Below are 18,859 nucleotides of genomic sequence, written 5' to 3' on the forward strand. Positions count from 1 at the left end.
ATACTTCTTGATAGACGCCGTGTAATCCTCTTTGTCATCCACGGTGATGGTGTTTTCACGCAGCGTAAGCGGCCACATGAATTCACGGCCTTTAACAATTAGGACCATAGGAATTAAATTTTAGGGTTAAAAATAAAGTTAATTATCTCGTTTTTATTTGTTTACCAAATCGCATTTTACCAGCGTAAATTCCGGATTGACCACCATGGCGTATACCATGTTGTCTTTGGGTGTTCCGGTTATTCGCACGATAGGCATACGCAGGTTTACTATCTTCTTTAGATTTAATTCGTAATCATACAAAAAGAGAGTCTGGGGGCATTTCGTGAAATCCCTGCCTACTGTCATTTCGTTGGTATTGTCGGTATGATAATCCCGCTCTAACGTAACAATATAATCCTTCAACTGGATAACGCTAAATACACCTGCCCTTTCCCTCTCCTCCAAATACAATTCATCATCTACTACGCGATAATCGGGTACCTTTTTCCGTTCGTGTAATAGCTTAAATGTATTTCCTTCCTTTTGGTAAACAGCCATATAAGGAAAAACCCATGACGCATATACTAAACACCCCTTCAAAGGATCATAAGCAATATTTCCACCCATATGGAAACGTTCGTTTTCTATAGGATAATTGCCAAAATAAACCGTTTGGCCATTTACAGTCAATTCGAAATAGTAGGGTATGCTGTCTGGAGCATCTTTAAAATACATATCTTCTTCCAGTTCTACGCCTTTGAATCCTTCTGATTTAGGTAATTCTATATAATAGTCCCGTCCTTGCAGCAAGCTATCTATCGAAAATAAAGCCCGGCGGGAGGTGTTCGCATCTTCGACCCGAAAGCAACGGTCTTTTACAATGCAGCTTAACAGAGGCGAGGTAAACTCTTTGGGACCTTGCCCCTTTTTCCCCATTTGGCCAATCTCTTTTCCTGTATTCAAATCAACAATGTGCAGGTAGTTATTGATAGTAAAAGGATCTGCCCAAGCTAAATAATTATCGCATACCACCATTTCACCAGGTAGTGAAGTATAAATGCTATCGCAGACAATCTCAGGCGTGAGGAAAGTATGCTCTATCTGTTTTTGCTGGCAACTTGCCAGTAGTATCAGGGTTAATATGATAAGTGCGTTCTTCATATTTTTCTTTTATTATAATGTATAGGCTATAAACAACCTCATGGCAGACATAGCCTATACATAAATTTATAGATTTCTCAATAACTATGGCTACATGATCTTGTTGAAGCGCCACTACCGCTTGCTTCACAATATGTGTGATGGGTACTGCCTACCACACAACACGTTTTATTCCAAACAGCTCTGCAATTAGGAGGCAATTCGCCACTGGCTAATGCCTCTATGTTTTCTAAAGCAAGATCAGATAATTCCATACGCTGTTGATTCTGTTGGTAATTCCAACCTGCGATAACCGCTGTCGTAACGACAGCTATTGACAAAATATACTTTTTCATCGTCTTATTCTTTAATAAATTAGCACTTAAATGTTTTCAAATTCCCAATTCATAAATACAGTTCCTTTTTCAAGTAAAAATCATTACTTTTGTAACCGCTATCACCTCCTTTCTTATTTGCATTAATATTAGTGAGGAACCTGGAAAGTTGTCAGCATAATAGGATTGCGAGTCTCATAAAGCGGCAACTCCCTTTTTTCTTCCTTCATACTGTTTTCAAGTAGTTTTCTACTTCCCTCCACGAAGCGGCGGGCACCGCGAGGTGGCTTTTCGTCCTGGCCCTGGCCCTCCGGATACTGGCGTACTGGATGGGAATCATGTGTTTGATTTGTTTCAATCGGAAATTGAATCGGCTCAGGCAGCAATAGCGGACGTCCCACTTGGTTAGCCGGGGATTCGTCCCGCACAGCCGCTGCACGAATCCCCCGAAGGTATCGTTGGCGAGCGCCACCAGCCGCTCCCAATCCCCCTCGTCCATATAGAACGGGGTGGAGCGGAGAGCCTGGAGCAAATCAGTTTGTGCTTGTGTCGGTTTCATGGGCAGAAGTGGAGATTACTAATATAATAAGGTATTACTAATCGAGGCTGAAGCCATCATATCTGAATTCAACTCGGTTCCCTAAACATTCGATATCGCCCCTACCTATGCAATACACATTTCCATTTTCACCACTGGCCAAAGCATTGATATTCTCCAATGCCAAATCTGAAAGCGGCTGTTTCTCCTTCGCATTGTGCACTTGATAGAGGCCTACCATACCCATAATGCAAATAGCCATTACGGCTAAAATCTTACTTTTTTGTTTCATATTCTTCATTCTGTTTGTCTGTTTACATTTTCGTTTTTTCTTATCTTTGTTCCCGAAAATTCCCGTGCATTTGAAATGCTGTTACGGGATTTTTCGAAATCGGTTCAAAAGTATAGTATTGGGGGTACGCTTCCAAATAAAAACGGGGAAGTTTTTCTGAATAGAGGGTAGAAATGGTGCAGAATCATTTCCTTTTTCGTTCAGAGTGTTAATTTTAAGTAGATTATAAACGAACAAAAAAATGAAGGTTTACCAATGAATGAAGACTTGGAACAAACAAATAAAGAACTAAGAACAACGATTGGATGGGGTACTCTATTTGTCGTATCGTTGGTTTTATTGTTGACTGGACCAGTAAGCCATGTTTGGCATGCCCAAAAAAAGGACCGGATTTGGGATGAGATGGCGGCTGCGTTGGATACAGCAATCATGAAAGAAAAAATGTTGTATTGTAAACAGGTGTTCATAAAATATGATGCAACCCAATCTCCAGACGGAGCTTTGATCTCTTTAGATGAAAAGACAAATCATATGATCCAAATATACTTGAGCCGACAGGATCCGAATCGGCATTGTTTGGATAGCCTCTATGATGCGGAATTGAAACAAAGAGGTTTGACTTGCGTAAGTGCTATCCGTTATAGTCTGGGGGATTCCTTGAAAGGTACCAGCTGTTCTGCGAATGAATTGCAAACGATGGAACTTGTAAAACAATATTCTTTTCGGGTTTTGGCGAAAAAACCGCCTTTCGTGTTGCAAGCATACGTGCAAATGTCTAATCTGAACGCTGGCGGATGGCATCCCTATTTCTTTTTCAGTTTGGGCGCGTTAGGAATGCTTTTTTCTTTATATCAGTTCTGGAAGGAAAGAAGAAAGTGGCTGGCCTATCGGGAAAACGTCTCAGAAACGTTAACGCCATGGCAACGATTATCTCCTTCTATTTTATATGACGAACAATATGATATGGTACGAAATGAAAAGTACAACTCGGAACAATCGTTAAAAGGCTTGAGTAAAGAATTATTCAATGCGTTTTTGAAGAAACCGCATTACCTTGTAAAGTATGAAGAGATAGCGGAGATGCAGGGATATTCCAGGAAGGACTTATCTGATAAAGATTTGAACCGAATACATAAAGCTATTAAACCTCTAAGAGAACAGCTACATTCTCTTGGCATTGAATTTCGTAATATTAAAAAGACTGGCTACCAAATGATATTCCCGGACGAGGCCAACTAAAGAAGAGGAAACTAAGCTCACTTAGTCCAGCCAAGGCACAGGGTTGAGTTTCGTCTTTTCCTTCCATAATTGGAAATGAAGGATAGTAGCATTGCTCTCTTCCGGATCAGAAAAAATACGACCGAGGGCTTGGCGTGTATCAACATGGTCACCCGTCTTAACATACACTTGGCTAAGGTTACTATAGACCGTAAGGTAGTTTCCATGGCGCACAATGATAGAATGATTGAAGCCGGGGACGGTAAAGATACGCGTCACTACACCTTTGAAGACCGCCCGGGCATCAGTCCCTGGAGCTGTCTGAATATCAATTCCATTATTGTTGGTACGGACATACTTCAACTGCTCATGTTGCTGCTCCCCAAAGCGGGAAATGATGGTATACGAACCTGCGACAGGATAAGGCAAACGGCCGCGGTTGGCTGCAAAATTGTCTGAAAGAGCTTTTTCTACTTTTGTCATGGCATAACCACCTTTCACATCCGCTTGACGCTGCTTATCTGCTGCTTTTTTCTTATTAGCTTCTGCTATTTCTCGAGCAATCTGCTCTTGGATGAGTCGATCTAATTGCTGCGCCTGTTTCTGCTTCTCGCGAAGTTGCGCTTGAAGTTGTGATTTCTTTTTATTCAGCATCTTCACCTCCTTCTGTTGGTTCGTCTCTTCAGATTGAAGTTGCTTCCGCTCCCTTTCTTGTTGGGCAAGAAGTTGCTGTTTTTCTTGGCGGGTTTGAGTCAACGCGTTCCGCTTTTGGGTAATCTCCGTTTGTTTCTCCACGATTTCCGAAGCCTGTCGCTTTTGCCAAGCGGCATATTCACGAAGATAACGAAGGCGACGAAGCGATTGCGCAAAGTTCTCTGCCGAAAGAATAAACAATAATTTATCTTGCGACGCCTGACGGCGATACATACTACGTACCGATTTGCCATAATTTTGCTGTTTCTCTTCCAATTCTCCTTCCAAACGACGAATTTGTCGGCTCATTTCTCTCATTTCCATATTAATAGCCTCCACCTCTTGTCCCAACAAACTGATGACTTTCTTACGAGAAAGAATCTGTTCAGAAAGAAGATTCAGGCGACGAAGGTAATCTTTAGTAGTAGCCTGTGTCTGATCGATTAGCCCATTAATGCGCTCTACTTCTGCCAACGCTTCCTTGCGTTGTTTTTCCAATTCTTGTACACGGGTCGAATTTTGGGCTAAAACAACCTCACAAAAGCACATGAATAAAAGAAACCAAACGTAGCGCATAACCAAAAAGAATCAAAGATTAATAATTAAAAATAAGAATCAAGGATTAGGTACCAATAACTTCTCTATTTCGGCTAACGAAACACGTTTGTATTTCGATGAAATAGGAAAATCCATATTCAGCGGTTTATCCAATTGAAGGCGTGAATAATAGAGCGTCATACCTCCCTGTCGAGCAGTATTTTTTAAAAGCGATACGTCCATTTTCCGAGGAAAAAGATCGGCATCTGTAATGACAGATTGAAAATCACTATACTTCCATTGTAACGCATAAACGCCAGCAGGTTCAGTAATGGTCGTAGAAAGCAGTTTCTCCTCGCTATCTGCCTCGAAAAGATAATGGATATCCAGGCGATCTTCAGCATGCAGACGGGTAATAAAGCCCTCACGTTCCAATCGGAAATGGTCATAGAGGAAATCATCGAAAACATCCCGTTCACCAGGCAAAAAAAGATGATTGATGAACAATGCTTGCAAATTATAGAAATTGAAATCAATTGGAATCTGTCGTTTGAGGCTGCTATATTCTTCGGCAACATAACGACGATTCATACGATCTAATGCCTTGAGACTATCCGGTGTGAGTTGCAAACGAAATACCTCGATACCCAGAAAAGGTTGAACGGAAAGTTGGAGTATGCTATCCCTTACAAGCTTCATCTCAACTCGTGAACTAACCTGTTTTCCTGACATTTCCAAATCCACATTCAGCCGTGCCGAAAAAGTGTGAAAATGCAATGCCTGCTCTTGCATAGAAGCGACAAACTCCCGCAACGCTTTGGTATTTGCTTTACCTGTACTCATACCTTCACGGCTGGTTTTACATCCGCTCAAAAATACCCCAAGACAAATTATGCTGATAAGTCCAATCCGTTTCATTTTGCTTCTGTATCTTCGATGTAAATACCTTTTTCAATTTTTTCGTCCAATATCTTCGACTCTTTACCCATTTCTTTAGCCTTTTTCCATTGTTCTACGGCCTTTTCTTTATCTCCGAGCATAAATAATATATCGCCATAATGATCTACCAATTCAGCGCTTTTTTCTGTGTCTTTGGAAAGCGCATTTTCGATGTATATCTTGGCCAACGTATAATTGCCTTGCATAAAGAAAACCCATGCGTAAGTATCGAGATAAGTAGCATTGTTCGGCTCCAATTTAATACAGAGAGCAGCCATGCGTTCTGCTTTTTTCAAATCCTTTTTGTCCAAGGTTAGAAAATAACTATAATTGTTGAGAACAAAAGCATTATTTTCATTATACTTCAAGGCTTGGTCATAGGCTTTATAGGTATCTTCCATGTTGCCCATTTGATAATAAAGGTCGCCTATTTGTCCGTAAAAATTGGAAATAAGTACTCGATTTTCTTTTGGAATTACCTTTAATCCCTCCTGATAAGTCTCCAATGCTTTTTGATAATCCTCTTTTTGGTAATAACCGATGCCCAGATAGAAATAATATTCAGGCGATTCAGGGAAAAGTTCCATGCATTTCTGACAAATGCGAAGGATTTCTGGTACGTCTTCCGCTTTCAATGCCATATTAAGCATTTGTTGCCACGCACTTTCATTACTTGGATCCATCTCTGTCACGAGTTGGAATTGGAACTTGGCTTCCTCTCTTTTATCCTGGAGCAAAAGCAAGCTTCCATACATGAGTTTTAACTCCACGTCTTCCGGATGTTGGTCGAGCAACGTGAGAAAAAGGAGGTTCGCCTTGTCCAGCCCTTGTTCGGTTTGTTGCAAACGTTGAATATAACGCGAAAGGATAGCCACTTTGGTATCTACGTCTAACTCGGCATTTGTTAATGCTGCACGAATCTCATTCTCAGCGGCCTCTTTATCTCCTTTCGCATCATAATAATTCGCCATCGAAACAATATAACGCGGATCGTTAGCATCTATTTCATGTGCTTTCTGATAGCAAGCCAATGCCTTTTCCAATTCATTATTTTCCAGATGTAAATCACCCATAAGTAATTGATAACGGGCGTTCATCGGGTATTTTTTAGCGAGTTTTTCTATCTCCATAAAAGCACTATCCGGCTGGTTGATGGATTGATAGAGTTTGTATTTCTGGAGCGAAAGCATTTCACTCATTCCGAGAGTCGATTCCAACGCGTCGTAGGCATCTATCGCTTTTCCTATTTCACCTTCTTGCGTAAAGGAATCTGCCAGGTAATAGTTGAGTTCGCTCTTTTCCGGATATTGCTTTACCAATTCTTCGTAAGCCGATGAAGCTTCGCCATACATGCCTAAATTACGATACAATCCGGCCAACGTAATGCGATAGGTAAAATTTCCGCTATCGTTTGCCACAGCTTTTTTAAGCATCTCCACGGCCGTCTGCGGACGATTGCGTTGAATATAAAACATCGAAAGCTCGAATAAAGCAGCCGATGAAGTCGAATCCATTTCCAAACAATAGGAAAACATATCGAATGCAGCATCATATTTCCCCGCATTCTTCAACTTTTCGCCTTCATAAAAGAAGTAATCGAATTTGCGTTGCGTGGCGTAATCCAACTTCTCCCCGCAATCTGCTTTCTTTACATTTGTAGCATACGCGAAGGAAGGAAGCAGGGCAAGTAATAAAACACCCGCACAAACAATCTGATGTATATTTTTGTTTTTCATTCTTTATTTTTAATATTACCTACCTGTATGTCCAAATCCGCCCGCACCACGTTCGGTTTCGCCCAATACCTCGACGGGTTGCCATTCTACTTGCTCATAAGCGGCAATGACCATCTGGCAAATTCGCTCGCCATCGTTCACCACAAAGGGCTCGTTCGAGAGATTTACCAAGATAATTCCAATCTCCCCACGGTAATCCGCATCAATCGTGCCTGGCGTATTCAAGAGTGTGATGCCATGTTTCAGCGCCAAACCACTCCGCGGACGCATCTGCGCTTCGTATCCTTCCGGCAAAGCGATATATAAGCCTGTCGGGATTAACTTCCGTTCTAATGGCTTAATTTCTACGGGTTCCGAGAGATTCGCCCGGATATCCATTCCTGCCGATAGCGGTGTCGCATAGCTGGGCAAGGGATGATGGGATTTATTGATAATTGCTACCTTCATATTTTCTCGTTATGTTTGAAATCGTTTATAGTTATAATCGAAATCGTTTCTCGTTATCTTTACCGCCAATCACCGTTATCTTTTATCAATTGCACCAAACGTTCGACAGCCTCTTCCTCGGGAATATTCTTCAATACGCAAGTCTTTCCTTTGTAAAGGCTAATACGATTCACGCCGGCACCGACGTAGCCATAATCGGCATCCGCCATTTCGCCCGGGCCATTCACAATACATCCCATAATTCCTATCTTTAAACCTTTCAAATGCGAGGTAGCCTCTTTTATACGGGCAATCGTCGTTTGAAGGTCATACAATGTACGTCCGCAACTGGGGCAAGAGATGTATTCTGTTTTGCTAATACGTACTTTCGCGGCTTGCAAGATACCAAACATCGTATTATCCAAGACAGAAGCAGGAATACGTTCGTCGTGCAACATGACGCCATCGCCAAATCCATCTAAAAGCAAAGCGCCCAAATCGGCAGACGCTTTTAATTGAAGCAATTCGATCTCTTTTTCATCATATTCACGATGGAGTACGACCGGTACATCTATACCCGCACGCCAAAGCCGATGCAATGCCGCACGTTGCTCACCTACGCCGTTCCGATGATGCGTGCTTAGGATTATAACAACTGTTTTATCTTCCCGCAAAATACGAAGTCTATTATCCGTCAGATCAGCATACGTCAATCGGATAAACTTCAACGGTGCATTTAACTTGCTCATTTCTTCGGCTTCCGAAGCAATAAAGCAAGGGAATGCGTTCGGGCGAGGTTGCCAGCAAGGCGCATCAACTAAAAGGCGGAAATGGTCAGGCAGGTTATCCGGATTTTCTTGGCCAATATACAAGAAATCAGGATGTGCTTGCGGATGGAATTCAAAATCGCCTTGCGAACGGTCAGAGATAACAATCGGAAGGCAACCAGAACCGATACCTTCCACAATGCGCGTCCGCCGACGTTCGCAGGAGATTGGGTCATAAGCCGGTGCTATCTCGCCCTGAATAGGTTGATGCCCTTCGCGTTCGAGAATATAATCTACCAGTTTTTGGGCAACGGGAATCTCTGCTTCCGGCTCTTCGCTGAGGGAAACGCGAATGGTATCGCCGATTCCGTCGGCCAACAAGGCACCGATTCCTACCGCGCTCTTGATGCGTCCGTCTTCGCCATCACCCGCTTCAGTAACACCTAAGTGTAAAGGGTAATTCATGCTCTCTTTGTCCATCGTCTCGACCAGTAGACGGACGGTCTTCACCATCACAACGGTATTCGAGGCTTTGATAGAGATAACTACGTCCGCAAAGTCTTCATCCCGGCAGATACGTAAGAATTCCATGCAGGATTCCACCATACCGCGCGGCGTATCTCCGTAACGGCTCATGATGCGGTCGGAAAGCGAACCGTGGTTCACGCCGATGCGGATTGCCGTATGATGCTCCTTGCAAATGTTCAGAAACGGAACGAAGCGGTCGCGAATCTTTTGCAGCTCGGCGGCATATTCTTCGTCCGTATATTCCGTATGGCTGAAGGTCTTGACGCGATCCACGTAGTTACCCGGATTGATGCGCACCTTTTCCACCTCCGTAGCGGCAGCATCGGCAGCTTTCGGGTTAAAATGGATATCGGCGACGAGCGGTGTCGTATAACCTTTCTCGTTCAGGATGCGTCGGATATTACCCAAATTGTGTGCTTCGCGTTCGCCTTGAGCCGTGAAGCGCACATACTCGGCACCGGCGTCAATCATGCGGATAGCTTGTGCTACGGCGGCCTCGGTGTCCATGGTCGAGACATTCGCCATCGACTGAATACGTATCGGATTCTCTCCGCCCATCGGCGTATTTCCGATTTGCACGACAGAGGATTTACGGCGAGAATAGTTAAAACAGTCCATATTTACAATGGACAATGGACAATGGACAATGGACAATGGGAGGAGTCGTTCCAATTGTCAATTGTCAATTCTCCATTGTCAATTTAATTCGTTTTATATTTGTACGTTACTTTTGCCAAGTCTTCGTTGGCCTTCACGATTTTCTGCTTCAAATTCTCTTTGTATTGTGCCAGTTTTGCCTGCAAGGCTTCGTCGCCCACGGCCAACATTTGCACTGCGAGGATGCCGGCATTCAACGAAGCGTTGATACCTACGGTCGCCACGGGGATTCCGGGAGGCATCTGTACGATGGCGAGGAGTGCGTCCATGCCGTCTAATGTCGAATTGATGGGCACGCCGATTACCGGCACAGTCGTCATCGAGGCAATCACGCCGCACAAGTGTGCTGCCATGCCTGCCGCGGCGATAATCACTTTGATGCCACGTTCTTTCGCGCCTTTGGCAAATTTCTCCACCTCTTCCGGCGTGCGGTGAGCAGAGAGGGCATGCATCTCAAACGGGATTTCCATCTCGTCGAGGAACTTCGCCGCCTTTTCCATAACGGGCAGGTCGGAAGTACTGCCCATGATAATACTAACTATTGGAGTCATTTTTTTCTTAGAATTGAAAATAGAACATTTAAAATGAATGTCTTTGCACTTGTTTCATGCTGGAATCGCCTCCATTTAAGATTTTAGGCGCTCCAGCTTCTGGAATCTTCAAAATAGGTCATTTTACGCTTTCCAGCCGCTGGAATCTCCTAAATGAATGATTTTATCGTTTCCAGCTGCTGGAAATGTCAAAATAAACAATTTGTATGCTTCCAGAAGCTGGAAACAATAAAATGATTCATTTTGCGTTTTCCAGCTTCTTTTTGTTATAAAATCTATCTTTCGAATGACGATTTGACAATCATCTATACCGAGGACAGATTATTTGTTAATCGTTTTCTCGTATTCAGCCGCGTCAAGGAGTTCGTCCAATTCAGCCGGATTCGAAACGGAGATTTTGATAATCCAACCCTTGCCATACGCATCCTCGTTGACAAGTTGCGGAGCATCCTCCAACTCCGGATTAACTTCGAGGACTTCACCACTCACGGGCATAAACAGATCGGATACGGTTTTTACAGCTTCGATGGTACCGAAAGCCTCCTCTTTGGCCACCGTTTCGCCTTCTGTCGTAATGTCTACATAGACAATTTCACCTAATTCGCTTTGGGCATAATCCGTAATACCCACATAAGCTACATCACCATCTACACGGATCCATTCATGGTCCTTCGTGTACTTTACATCTGTTGGAAAATTCATGTCTTTTCGTGTTTTAAATGAAAAAATAGAAATAACTCAATAATGAAGATATATAAATACTTATAAATCCCAATCCATATCCGGCCAAGAGCTGCCCGCACGTATGTTTTTGCAATATCAAACGTGCCGAACCAACCAGGCCTCCTACCAACAATACAATCATGAAGCCTATATACGGGTTCATGAAATACATACGTGCTACGCCCATCATTCCACCCAACAAGCCGCCCAATCCAATCATGTGCGCGCTTATTTTCCAGAAGAAATTAATGCATAAAGCCAGCAACATGGCGATAGCTACCCCTAAGAACATGGCAGAAATCCAGAAAGGCATCAACATCTTGTAAAGGAAGAGTGCACTTGCTACACTGCCTCCGATATAAACCAGATAGGGCAATGTTCGCCGACGACGCTGGTCCAAACTCCAATCGGCATCTGCTTTGAGCTGAAACATCAAATAGATGAACAAGGCAGGCAAAGCCGCCGTCATCAGGAATACGCCCGAAAGAATCCAAAGTTTGAGTGGCAAAGGATAAATTACCAGGTAAGTGGACATAAACGCCAATCCCATCCCGTATGTGGCCATCAACAACGGGTGGAACAAGCCGGATAATATGTTTGCCATCGTCTTCATTGCCTGCAAAATTATATCTCTTTTCGAAGACGAGCAACAGGCAAGCCCAATTGTTCACGATATTTAGCGACTGTCCTTCGCGCAATAACGTACCCTTTTTCCTTTAGAATAGAGGCTAACTCTTCGTCGGTCAAAGGTTTTCGTTTATCTTCCGCGTCGATATGCTCTTTCATAATCTTTTTGACTTCGCGTGTCGATATTTCTTCGCCGCTATCGGTTTGCATCGATTCGGAGAAGAAATATTTCAATGGATAGATGCCGAAGTTCGTTTGGACATATTTGCTATTGCTCACGCGCGAAATGGTAGAGATATCGAAACCCGCCCGTTCGGCCACGTCTTTCAGTATCATCGGATGGAGCGTGCTTTCATCACCTGTCAGGAAGAAATCGCGCTGAAGCTGGATGATGGCTTCCATCGTCCGCTGGAGAGTATTTTGCCGTTGCTTGATGGCATCGATAAACCATTGCGCCGAATCGAGTTTTTGCTTGACGAACTGGATGGCATTGCGCCGCTCCGAAGTTTGGTTGGCTTTGTTGTTCGAGTAGTCTTCGAACATGGCCACATATTCTTTGTTCACGCGCAAATCGGGTATATCGCGGTTGTTCATCGAAAGAGTAATCTCGCCATTGTTCGCATCGACGATAAAATCGGGTACGATTTGCGTCATGGCCGATTCCATCGTTCCTCCCCATTCATTGCCCGGCTTCGGATTGAGCGTCGTAATCTCGCGTACGACCTCTTTCAGCTTTTCTTCCGGAATATTTAACCCACGCAAGATTTTATCATAATGCTTTCGTGTAAACTCGTCGAAATATTCCTTCAAGATACGCTCCGCATAATGCGTTTTCTCGCAAGGTTCCTTTTTTCTGAGCTGGATAAGCAAGCACTCTTTCAAATTGCGTGCCCCAACGCCAGCCGGTTCAAAATCCTGGATGGTTTGCAATACCGGTTCGATATCCTTCTCAGTAATGTCCATGCCGGCTTGGAAAATCAAATCGTCGGCAATGGCGTTCAAATCGCGGCGCAAGTATCCATCGTCGTCAATATTCCCGATGATGTATTCGGCAATCTTCATCTCCTTTTCAGGCAGATTGCGAAGGCCTAATTGTTGAAGTAAATATTCGTTGAGCGATTCGCTGACCGAAAAAGGGATTTCCTCTTTCTTGTCCGCCTTGTCGCGCAATTCTTGCAATTTATAATCGGGTATGTCGTCTTCGGTCAGATAATCGCCCAGCGAGAGATCGGCTTCTGCTTCGTTATCGTTCGTACGGTCAGAGTCTGTATCTTCCGGTTCGTTCGTATCCGTTTGGTCAAAATCATCCGGTACGTCTTTCCCTTCTTCCAACGCTGGATTCTCTTCCAATTCATGTTTGACCTTCTCTTCCAGCTCGATAGTCGGGAGTTCCAGCAAACGAATCAATTGGATTTGTTGCGGTGAAAGCTTCTGTTGCAATTGTTGCCGTAGTTGTTGTTTTAACATAAAACGCCTTGTCTTAAAATATGAACATGCAAACATACGCATTTTCATCCGAATCGCCAAGACGAAAATGTTTAATAAAAGCATACGACTTTTGATTCTTTGAAAAACCATGCCCATGTCTGTTTTCGTTTAGTCTTATAATCGCCGGGAAACATAGTTCTAAACTCCTCCGTTCATGCCTATGTTTTTACAGATAATCAGGTGTATTGATTTTGAATTTTTTTATCTTTTTATTTTGTTTCCACAATCACTTGGTCTACCTTTGTTTTCAGAAAGAAAAAAAGAGTATGCAGGGTTTGGAATGTACCAATAAAACAAAAGAAGATATGAAACGACAATGGATTACAATCATGGCGCTTGGGATAGGAATTTGGGGAATAAGCGGATGCACGAACCATCCGTCAGAAAGTGAAACGTTCGCTATAGTAAATGTAGAAGAGAAAGAACAAGTGTTCGACCTTCAAACTCTGTCTCCGGATGCTCATACGGTAGTTTTGGAAACGACCGATAGTAGTCTCGTGGCTTTTACCAACCGGATTTATGCGGATAACGATTATTACCTCATCGGAAGCAACCAAGCCATCTTCTTTTTCGATAAAAAGGGCCGCTTCCACCATGCTATCCAACGTCGGGGAGAAGGACCGGAAGAATATTTAACCATTGCCGATTTCGCGGTAGATAAGTCCAATAAACAAATTTGGATATGGGATATGCGGAAAAGCCGGTTGACGTGTTACGATTACAAAGGGGCGTTTTTACGGGAGATAAAAATAGGTTTTTGGTGTACGAACCTGCAATGGCTCGACGCGTCACACATCCTTTTGTATAGTGGCAATCAAATTACGCCTGAAGTGAATGCGTGCAAATTTTCGGTTGTAAACCTGCAAACGGGTGAAGTCGAACGGCATTTCTATCCGATAGCGCCTAACAAGGCGGAGTTCCTGCACCTCATGGGTGGTTCGCATTTAAGTCAAACCGGAGGCGAAACATTCTTTGCTGAAAATTTCAACGACACTATTTACCGGATTTCTGCGACTGAATGTGTACCAGCTTATTACCTGGATTTCGGAAACGCTAAAATACCTGTTTCCCTTTTAGCCGGACGATATAAGGATATCATGGATTTTCATCAAAAGGTAACCGTTGGCAATTATGCATTTGGCATCTCTTCCCTTTACGCTTTACCGGATAAAATATGGTTGGCTTACCTCGATCACGGAACGGATAAATACCTTTGCTTGGATCGGGAAACCAAGACCTCTACTCCCTTTTCTAAATTGACCGACACGAGCCTTTTCCAAGAAGGAGCATTTGATATAAGCGAATATGAAATCAGCTTTTATGCAGACGAAGGTCAATTGTTCATGCTTGCCTCCAATGCGCTGTATTTGGAACATCAAGATAAGTTGAAAGACGAAGCGTTGAAGAAGGTCGTAGGTTCGTTACAAATTGATAGCAATCCGGTTTTGCGGGTTTATCAAGGGGAGAAAGATGAATTGTGAGATAAAAATAACAGAAAATAAAGTGTATATGAAACGTATTGCATTAGGTATTTTGGCGTGGTGCGCTTTGATGAGCACTTCTTGTGGTAAACAAACTAGCCAGTCAGAGGGTTATACGACGAACAAAGAGATGGAACTGCTTACTTGCAAACAGGAAATTGCTTCGGATTCCGCTTTTTTCCGTTATCCGTATCGAATTGAGATTAAAGATGGTGTAGCTGTCCTTTTGGATTTGCACAACGATTCACACTACTTATATGCTTTTTCGTATCCGGATTGGAAACTGATTGCACCGTTTGGCCGGCGAGGCGAAGGACCAGACGAAATGCTTTCGGGAGACCGCGTGCGGATTTGCTCGGTAGACTCCGTGTGGGTATTGGATGCGAACCGGATGCAAATCACCCGCTGGTCGGTCGATACGGTACAAAAAAGCGTGGCACGAATGGAAGAAATCCCATTGGATAAGCGTTTGCTCCGCACGTTAGACTTCTGCAAGTCGGAAAATGGCTTTCTGGTAACGGATTACACAGGGGAATATCGTTATCATGAGATCGGTATGGACGGACAAATCCAGCAAAGCTTAGGCACTATTCCTACCCGCGATTCCACCTACTTGGAAAACCGCCCGGCGTTGGCGCAGGCTTGGCGTACGTTTATGGATTATAACCCGCGAAACGGCGTGCTGGCCATGGTGACGCAACTGGGCGAAGTGGTAGAAATCTACAACCGAAAGACCGGCTTCCATAAGGTGTTGTTTGGTCCCGAAGGCGAACCGGTATTTAAAGCGGTAGGCGGCGAAGCGATTCCTACGGGCATCAAAGGCTTTGAGGATGTACGGGTGACCGATAGTTGCATTTATGCCTCTTTCGATGGCATGTCGTTCAAAGAGATGCTAAAGGCTTTTCAGGAGGGAAAAGAGTTGCCGGAAGGTGGCAAATACCTTTATGTATTCTCCTTAGAGGGCGAATTGCTCCACCAATATACGCTAGACCACCACGTATCAGGAGTAGAACTACATGATCATCACTTGTTTACGACAAGCATGGACAATGATAATCCGGTGGTGGAATATGCTTTGTAAAACAAAAAAGCTGTATATGGCATTCAAATTAGATATTATCAATCCAATCTATTGGGAAGAATAATCCATAAACGCGTTGCGGAGCAAATACCGCGAGTAGGATTATTCCTCCCTCTCGTCTGGGAATATCATTTGGTAGCCTTTGCCCCAAATATTCTTTATTTGAATATCCATGAGAGCCAGTTGTCTGTCCAATTGTTTTATGGCATGACTTATTGTGTTTCTATCCTCTATGGAAACTTTACCATCTTTTATTTTATACTGCTGCTGTAGTGCGATAAGAATATGTTTATAAGTAACCTTGTGGTTTTCTGCCCGAAGTAAAATCTCAAAATAAACAGCCATATTGCCCTTTAATGTTGTTTTTAGTCCATTGTGTATAACTACCGACTGATTTCTATCATATTGAATGCTTGGAGTAAGCTGTTCTAATTGGACATTTTCAGACGTTACGGGTACTTGGACATCCGAATTCGCAGGTTGAAGATCTTTCAACGAGGCAGGCTGTAGATATTCTTTCCGAAAAATAAGCAAAACAAGTATCCCTATTCCTAATAAGGCGATGCCTATCAATATATAAACATGCTCCCAATATATTAGCATCCGGTTGGGTATCTTGATAAAGGCTTGCAATATAATATCGCCTTTCTTCGAATGAAACTCAATTGTTTTTAATAGGCTGGCTTGCTGAAATTCTTCTTCTGGTTGGCTGTTTGTTTCCTTCCCGTTTCGGTTACACCGAATACCTGTCCAGATGTGTACGCCTTGTTCAGCCAATTCTACTTGGAAAAGGCTATCCAGACGATACCTATGTGGATCATTTTGCACAAGAATTTCCTGTTCCACCCATTCCTGTTGCTCTTGTGCAGTAAGGGAATCGGAAGACAATAAAGCATTGTAGTGAATAAACTTTATGTCCGTATATTGTTTCCGTTCTATAGTGATAGCTTCATTTAATGCTATTGTACTTTTATCAAACAGTAGCTCTTTCCTATTCTGGGCCGATGTATATATGCTATACGCTCCTATCGCCAGCAATAAAAGCATGGCCACAATTGTAAGAGTTACCAATGCTATTTTTTTATCCCTATTCATATCCTTTTTCCTAATTATATGGGAACAAACTTGGAATTCCAAATTTAAAATCGCTGATTTTTAACAAAATAAAATTCCATATTTATTCCTCGTTTTTATATATTGCGATTCAAATTAATCATGTATTTTTGCTGTGCATTTGAGAAATTTCAATTGCCGGATTTACCGGATGATAGATGTTTCTTCTAAATACAAAAGCAAAATAAATGAACAAAAATACGAAAAACAAAAGAAAGATGAAGAACAAAATGAAAATTTTAGTAGCGGCTATTTGTGTCGCAAGTGGAATCGCCTATTTTATGGCTGATGAGATGACAGGTAATAAAGTAGTTTCGGATTTGGCATTGGAAAACATCAATGCCTTAGCCAGTGGTGAAGGTTCTACAAATATCACATGTGCCCAGCCAGGATGCATTGATTGCTTTGGGCATAAAGTAAAATATAGAATCGAAGGTTACAGCCTCGATTAATAATACCATATAATAATATTAATCTCCACTTCTGCCCATGAAACCGACACAAGCACAAACTGATTTGCTCCAGGCTCTCCGCTCCACCCCGTTCTATATGGACGAGGGGGATTGGGAGCGGCTGGTGGTACTCGCCAACGATACCTTCGGGGGATTCGTGCAGCGGCTGTGCGGGACGAATCCCCGGCTAACCAAATGGGACGTCCGCTATTGCTGCCTGAGCCGATTCAATTTTCGATTGAAACAAATTAAATACATGATTCCCATCCAGTACGCCAGTATCCGGAGGGCCAGGGCCAGGACGAAAAGCCACCTCGCGGTGCCCGCCGCTTCGTGGAGGGAAGTAGAAAACTATTTAAAATCAATATAATAATATGTTAAACTTAAAACTTTAAGATCATGGCAAAAAACAAATGGTCGTTCGACCTAAAAGAAAACTTGCTGACGACAGACATCAAGGATGATTACACCGCCGTGCAGCGTAAAGTGTTGACGCTCTATCCGGAAGACCTCGCCAAACTGATTGCCGAGGAGCGTACCGAATACCGCCAGCAAACGATTACCAACATCGAGGAGTTCGTCGAAGAGATGATTATCCGCCAGGTTTGTCAAGGGAACATCGTGGTCACGAAAGCGGCTACTTACATGCCGTCTATCGTGGGGAGTTTCACAGCCGAAGGATTGGTCGACCCGGATGTGAACAAACCGCAGGTGAACGTGGCCATTTCCGACGAGTTCCGGAAGGCGTTGGCGGATGTTTCGTTGGAATTTTCCGGTCGGGTATTGGAAACAGGCGGTGCAGCCATCCTGACCGTGACGGACTTGAATACAAAACGGACGGACGGGCACGTCGGGCGCGGACACATGATCCGCATTGGCGGGCGCAAAATCCGAGCCCTCAAAGAGGATGGTAGTGACGGAGAAATCACGCTTTACAACTCGCTGGACACCCCAGAAACCGTGACCGAACTGGGTGTCAACGACCCGTCGGAAATCATCTTCATCTTCCCGAACGATTTGACAGAAGGCACATATCGCTTGGAAATCGAAACTTACTTCAGCAATTCCTCTACCTTATTGAAGACGCCGCGCACGTTGGTTTGCCCCATCGAGCTGGTTGTCGAGTAAAAAGTTTCCGTCGATACCGAACGTAGTGCTACGTCACGACCGAACGTAGCGTTACGTTACCTTCGAACATAGTACTACGTCTGCACCGAACGTAGTACTACGTTCGATATCGACGCAAATGTTAAAATGAAACAGTGGGGTGAAAAAAGGGAGTTGCAGCTCGTCAGACTCGCAATTTGACACCAAGCTGGCAACTCCCCAAAATCCTCCTCCATATTGTCGAACTTAATACAGAAAGGAGGCTTATTGCGCCTCAAAGGTACAAAAAAGTTTTGAAAACGGAACGGTATAGGGTCACACGCCGTGCTCGCAATCTTGCCGATAGGGAGAGTGTTGGGGAAGAGGCTCATAAAAGTATTATAAACAACAAATTTAAAAAGAAAGAATATGAAAAAGATCATATTATCAGTGGCTGTTGTTGCAACAG

The 18,859-nt window shown here is 43.4% G+C and carries 20 protein-coding genes; 6 read left to right on the plus strand and 14 right to left on the minus strand.

The features are described 5' to 3' along the window. Window positions 1–153 precede the first annotated feature (153 nt). The 4 genes from B5F77_RS14375 to B5F77_RS14390 all read right to left on the minus strand — a co-directional run bounded on the left by B5F77_RS14375 (window position 154) and on the right by B5F77_RS14390 (window position 2,287). The gene (locus B5F77_RS14375; RefSeq protein WP_140392897.1) at window positions 154–1,143 is read right to left on the minus strand and encodes a hypothetical protein; all 990 of its coding nucleotides are present in this window, start codon (window positions 1,141–1,143) and stop codon (window positions 154–156) included. Between the two features lie 77 nt (window positions 1,144–1,220). Continuing rightward, window positions 1,221–1,478 (minus strand): NVEALA domain-containing protein, encoded by a 258-nt coding sequence (locus tag B5F77_RS14380; protein WP_087331998.1) that lies wholly within the window; start codon window positions 1,476–1,478, stop codon window positions 1,221–1,223. 205 nt (window positions 1,479–1,683) lie between these two features. Beyond that, window positions 1,684–2,016, minus strand: a complete 333-nt coding sequence (locus tag B5F77_RS14385) for a hypothetical protein (protein WP_140392898.1) — start codon at window positions 2,014–2,016, stop codon at window positions 1,684–1,686. Between the two features lie 37 nt (window positions 2,017–2,053). Next, a complete protein-coding gene (locus B5F77_RS14390; protein ID WP_087332034.1) occupies window positions 2,054–2,287 on the minus strand; it encodes an NVEALA domain-containing protein in 234 nt (77 codons plus the stop codon). Window positions 2,288–2,542: 255 nt separating this feature from the next. Here B5F77_RS14390 and B5F77_RS14395 point away from each other — a divergent pair, with 255 nt between their 5' ends. Then, a complete protein-coding gene (locus B5F77_RS14395) occupies window positions 2,543–3,526 on the plus strand; it encodes a hypothetical protein (protein ID WP_140392899.1) in 984 nt (327 codons plus the stop codon). Window positions 3,527–3,547: 21 nt separating this feature from the next. Here the strand turns inward: B5F77_RS14395 and B5F77_RS14400 are convergent, their stop codons facing one another. The 9 genes from B5F77_RS14400 to rpoN all read right to left on the minus strand — a co-directional run bounded on the left by B5F77_RS14400 (window position 3,548) and on the right by rpoN (window position 13,156). Then, entirely contained in the window at window positions 3,548–4,774 is a 1,227-nt protein-coding gene (locus B5F77_RS14400) for a peptidoglycan DD-metalloendopeptidase family protein (protein WP_087332004.1), read from the minus strand. A 39-nt stretch (window positions 4,775–4,813) separates the two neighbouring features. After that, a complete protein-coding gene (locus tag B5F77_RS14405; RefSeq protein ID WP_087332006.1) occupies window positions 4,814–5,653 on the minus strand; it encodes a DUF4292 domain-containing protein in 840 nt (279 codons plus the stop codon). Next, entirely contained in the window at window positions 5,650–7,410 is a 1,761-nt protein-coding gene (locus B5F77_RS14410; RefSeq protein WP_087332008.1) for a tetratricopeptide repeat protein, read from the minus strand. Before B5F77_RS14410 ends, B5F77_RS14405 begins: the two co-directional genes overlap by 4 nt. A 15-nt stretch (window positions 7,411–7,425) precedes the next feature. Then, on the minus strand, window positions 7,426–7,857 hold the full coding sequence (dut, locus tag B5F77_RS14415) for a dUTP diphosphatase (RefSeq protein WP_087332010.1): 432 nt from the start codon (window positions 7,855–7,857) through the stop codon (window positions 7,426–7,428). Between the two features lie 59 nt (window positions 7,858–7,916). Then, window positions 7,917–9,749 (minus strand): 4-hydroxy-3-methylbut-2-en-1-yl diphosphate synthase, encoded by a 1,833-nt coding sequence (locus B5F77_RS14420; protein ID WP_087332012.1) that lies wholly within the window; start codon window positions 9,747–9,749, stop codon window positions 7,917–7,919. Window positions 9,750–9,832: 83 nt separating this feature from the next. Then, a complete protein-coding gene (gene purE, locus B5F77_RS14425) occupies window positions 9,833–10,339 on the minus strand; it encodes a 5-(carboxyamino)imidazole ribonucleotide mutase (RefSeq protein WP_087332016.1) in 507 nt (168 codons plus the stop codon). A gap of 321 nt (window positions 10,340–10,660) precedes the next feature. Next, window positions 10,661–11,041 (minus strand): glycine cleavage system protein GcvH, encoded by a 381-nt coding sequence (gene gcvH, locus B5F77_RS14430; RefSeq protein WP_087332018.1) that lies wholly within the window; start codon window positions 11,039–11,041, stop codon window positions 10,661–10,663. Window positions 11,042–11,054: 13 nt separating this feature from the next. After that, window positions 11,055–11,666, minus strand: a complete 612-nt coding sequence (locus B5F77_RS14435; RefSeq protein WP_239446379.1) for a hypothetical protein — start codon at window positions 11,664–11,666, stop codon at window positions 11,055–11,057. A gap of 20 nt (window positions 11,667–11,686) precedes the next feature. Continuing rightward, complete coding sequence (gene rpoN, locus B5F77_RS14440) at window positions 11,687–13,156, minus strand: RNA polymerase factor sigma-54 (RefSeq protein WP_087332022.1); 1,470 nt, start codon at window positions 13,154–13,156, stop codon at window positions 11,687–11,689. Between the two features lie 326 nt (window positions 13,157–13,482). On the opposite strand from rpoN, the gene B5F77_RS14445 reads away from it, so the two are divergent. Then, window positions 13,483–14,658 (plus strand): 6-bladed beta-propeller, encoded by a 1,176-nt coding sequence (locus B5F77_RS14445; protein WP_162608014.1) that lies wholly within the window; start codon window positions 13,483–13,485, stop codon window positions 14,656–14,658. A 28-nt stretch (window positions 14,659–14,686) separates the two neighbouring features. After that, window positions 14,687–15,739 carry a BF3164 family lipoprotein gene (locus B5F77_RS14450; protein WP_087332036.1) on the plus strand — a complete coding sequence of 351 codons (1,053 nt, stop codon included), beginning with the start codon at window positions 14,687–14,689 and terminating at the stop codon, window positions 15,737–15,739. 102 nt (window positions 15,740–15,841) lie between these two features. Here the strand turns inward: B5F77_RS14450 and B5F77_RS14455 are convergent, their stop codons facing one another. Then, window positions 15,842–16,834 carry a hypothetical protein gene (locus B5F77_RS14455; RefSeq protein ID WP_087332027.1) on the minus strand — a complete coding sequence of 331 codons (993 nt, stop codon included), beginning with the start codon at window positions 16,832–16,834 and terminating at the stop codon, window positions 15,842–15,844. A gap of 236 nt (window positions 16,835–17,070) precedes the next feature. Here B5F77_RS14455 and B5F77_RS14460 point away from each other — a divergent pair, with 236 nt between their 5' ends. From B5F77_RS14460 to B5F77_RS14470, 3 genes are read left to right on the plus strand one after another with little or no spacing between them, the layout of a single operon-like run. Beyond that, a complete protein-coding gene (locus B5F77_RS14460; protein ID WP_140392900.1) occupies window positions 17,071–17,304 on the plus strand; it encodes an NVEALA domain-containing protein in 234 nt (77 codons plus the stop codon). A 37-nt stretch (window positions 17,305–17,341) separates the two neighbouring features. Further along, on the plus strand, window positions 17,342–17,674 hold the full coding sequence (locus B5F77_RS14465; RefSeq protein WP_140392901.1) for a hypothetical protein: 333 nt from the start codon (window positions 17,342–17,344) through the stop codon (window positions 17,672–17,674). A 29-nt stretch (window positions 17,675–17,703) separates the two neighbouring features. Beyond that, window positions 17,704–18,432, plus strand: a complete 729-nt coding sequence (locus B5F77_RS14470) for a DUF4469 domain-containing protein (protein WP_087332031.1) — start codon at window positions 17,704–17,706, stop codon at window positions 18,430–18,432. The last annotated feature ends 427 nt before the right edge of the window (window positions 18,433–18,859 follow it).

Source organism: Parabacteroides sp. An277, from assembly GCF_002159645.1.
In the GTDB taxonomy this organism is placed as follows: Bacteria; Bacteroidota; Bacteroidia; order Bacteroidales; family Tannerellaceae; genus Parabacteroides.